4 protein-coding genes are annotated in these 1,877 nt (G+C 63.4%); 3 read left to right on the top strand and 1 reads right to left on the bottom strand.

Annotated features, from left to right (window positions below):
- The first annotated feature begins 42 nt into the window (after positions 1 to 42).
- From B4F07_RS00295 to B4F07_RS00285, 3 genes are all read left to right on the top strand, one after another.
- Positions 43 to 624, top strand: coding sequence for a beta-ketoacyl-ACP synthase 3 (locus B4F07_RS00295; protein ID WP_422663580.1), 582 nt, complete (start codon positions 43 to 45; stop codon positions 622 to 624).
- Positions 625 to 774: 150 nt separating this feature from the next.
- Positions 775 to 1,068: an integration host factor subunit alpha gene (locus B4F07_RS00290; RefSeq protein ID WP_293700916.1), complete on the top strand. Its 294-nt coding sequence runs from the start codon at positions 775 to 777 to the stop codon at positions 1,066 to 1,068.
- Between the two features lie 14 nt (positions 1,069 to 1,082).
- Complete coding sequence (locus tag B4F07_RS00285; protein ID WP_293700915.1) at positions 1,083 to 1,487, top strand: MerR family transcriptional regulator; 405 nt, start codon at positions 1,083 to 1,085, stop codon at positions 1,485 to 1,487.
- A gap of 66 nt (positions 1,488 to 1,553) precedes the next feature.
- Here B4F07_RS00285 and B4F07_RS00280 read toward each other — a convergent pair.
- On the bottom strand, positions 1,554 to 1,877 hold a 324-nt coding region (locus B4F07_RS00280), incomplete at its 5' end, for a hypothetical protein (protein ID WP_293704321.1).

Here is a 1,877-nt window from a genome sequence, read left to right as displayed (position 1 = left end):
GTCTGTTCGGGCTTTCTCTATGCGGTGTCGGTTGCCGACGCGATGCTGCGCACCGGCGCCGCCAAGCATGCGCTGGTGATCGGATCGGAAACCTTCAGCCGCATCCTCGACTGGGAAGATCGCACCACCTGCGTCTTGTTCGGCGACGGCGCGGGCGCGGTTGTGCTGTCGGCGAAGGACGTCGATGACGATCAGGGCATTCTCGCGACCCGGCTGCACGCCGAGGGCAAATATGCGGGCATGCTCTATGTCGACGGCGGCCCGTCGACCACCGGCACCGTCGGCCATGTCCGGATGCAAGGGCGCGAAGTGTTCCGCCATGCGGTCACCAATCTGGCGTCGGTCTTGGGCGAAGTGATGGCCGATGTCGGCCTGTCGCCCGACCAGATCGACTGGGTCGTGCCTCATCAGGCGAACAAGCGGATCATCGATGCGACCGCCAAAAAGCTGGGATTGCCGTCCGAACGCGTCGTGCTGACCGTCGATCAACATGCCAACACCTCGGCGGCGTCGGTGCCGCTCGCGCTCGACCTCGCGGTGCGCGACGGGCGCATCAAGCGCGGCGATNNGCTCGAGGCGATGGGCGGCGGCTTTACCTGGGGCGCGGCGGTCCTGCGGGTGTAATACCGCGATCCGGCGCATCAACTTCTCGCTCCATCCTTTTCAGTTTGGCGGATTAATTCGCTTTTGTTACACAGATGCACGGGACTCGGCGCGGTGGGGGCTGTGCGGGACCGGTTCGGATATTTTGTTATTAGGGGGGAAGGGACCATCATGACCGCAGGAACGCTGACGCGAGCCGATATCGCAACGCGGATCAACCAGCAAATCGGGCTGTCGCGCAACGAATCGGCGACGATCGTCGAATCGATTCTCGACCATATGTCCGACGCGCTGGCGGACGGGCAGAATGTCAAAATCTCCGGCTTTGGCACCTTTGTCCTGCGCGACAAGGCGCAGCGGGTCGGGCGCAATCCCAAGACCGGCATCGAAGTGCCGATCCTGCCGCGCCGCGTGATGACCTTTCGCGCCAGCCAGACGATGCGTGCGCGCGTTGCCGGTAAATAATCCCGGCGTCGGCCATGGTGGGGTTTGACGTGCCGGATGAGAACGGCAAGGCGTCCGGCGCCATGCTCGCGATCGGCGAGCTGGCCGACCGGATCGGGGTGCCGACGCACGTCCTGCGCTATTGGGAAACGCGCTTTCCCCAACTGAAGCCGCTCCAGCGCTCGGGCCGCCGCCGCTATTACCGCGCCGAGGACGTCGCGCTGGCCGAGCGGATCCATCATTTGCTGCATGTGCAGGGGTTCACGGTCGAAGGCGCGCGCAAGGCGTTGTCGGAGATGGGGGCGAAGGCTTCTCCGGCACGAGCGGCCGAAAGTCGCGCGGAGCGGGCGACCGGGAATGGCGCCATCGGGCAGGCGCATGGTGTACCGGTCGCGGCGCTCGTCGCGCTGCGGCAGCGATTGGCAGCGGCGCTGGATTGACGCGACTGGCATCGCGTATCAGCAAGTTCGAGAATGTCTGCTTTGGGGNNGGGAAGCTGACGTGTGCTAGAGCGCCGTCTCTTTCGCCTTTGCCTTTGCTTTCCGCTGCATAAACACAACTGGGGCAGCGATCAAAAGCGCGCCGATTGCTGATGCAATAATCCGCGGACCGTTCGGTAAAAACCCGAGCACGGCTAGATGTAGCACCGGTAGTGCGGACAGATAGGTCAGCAGCGCATACGCCTTCGCGCGCCAAAGCAAGGCGAGGCCTATCAAGTATGAGGCGAACGCTACTCCGCCCGCTGCGAGAGCGATGTAATTCATGACCCCATCATAGCCGAAAGTAATATGTCCACAATTGGTCGTTTCCATACCCTCGTCATCCCGGAC

Source organism: Sphingopyxis sp. UBA6723, assembly GCF_002454115.1.
Lineage (GTDB): Bacteria > Pseudomonadota > Alphaproteobacteria > Sphingomonadales > Sphingomonadaceae > Sphingopyxis.
This window is presented reverse-complemented; position numbering and strand designations above follow the sequence as displayed.

Coding starts and splice junctions, on each gene's coding strand:
- B4F07_RS00290 (WP_293700916.1), top strand. CDS start 775: ATGACCGCAGGAACGCTGACGCGAGCCGATATCGCAACGCGGATCAAC.
- B4F07_RS00285 (WP_293700915.1), top strand. CDS start 1,083: ATGGTGGGGTTTGACGTGCCGGATGAGAACGGCAAGGCGTCCGGCGCC.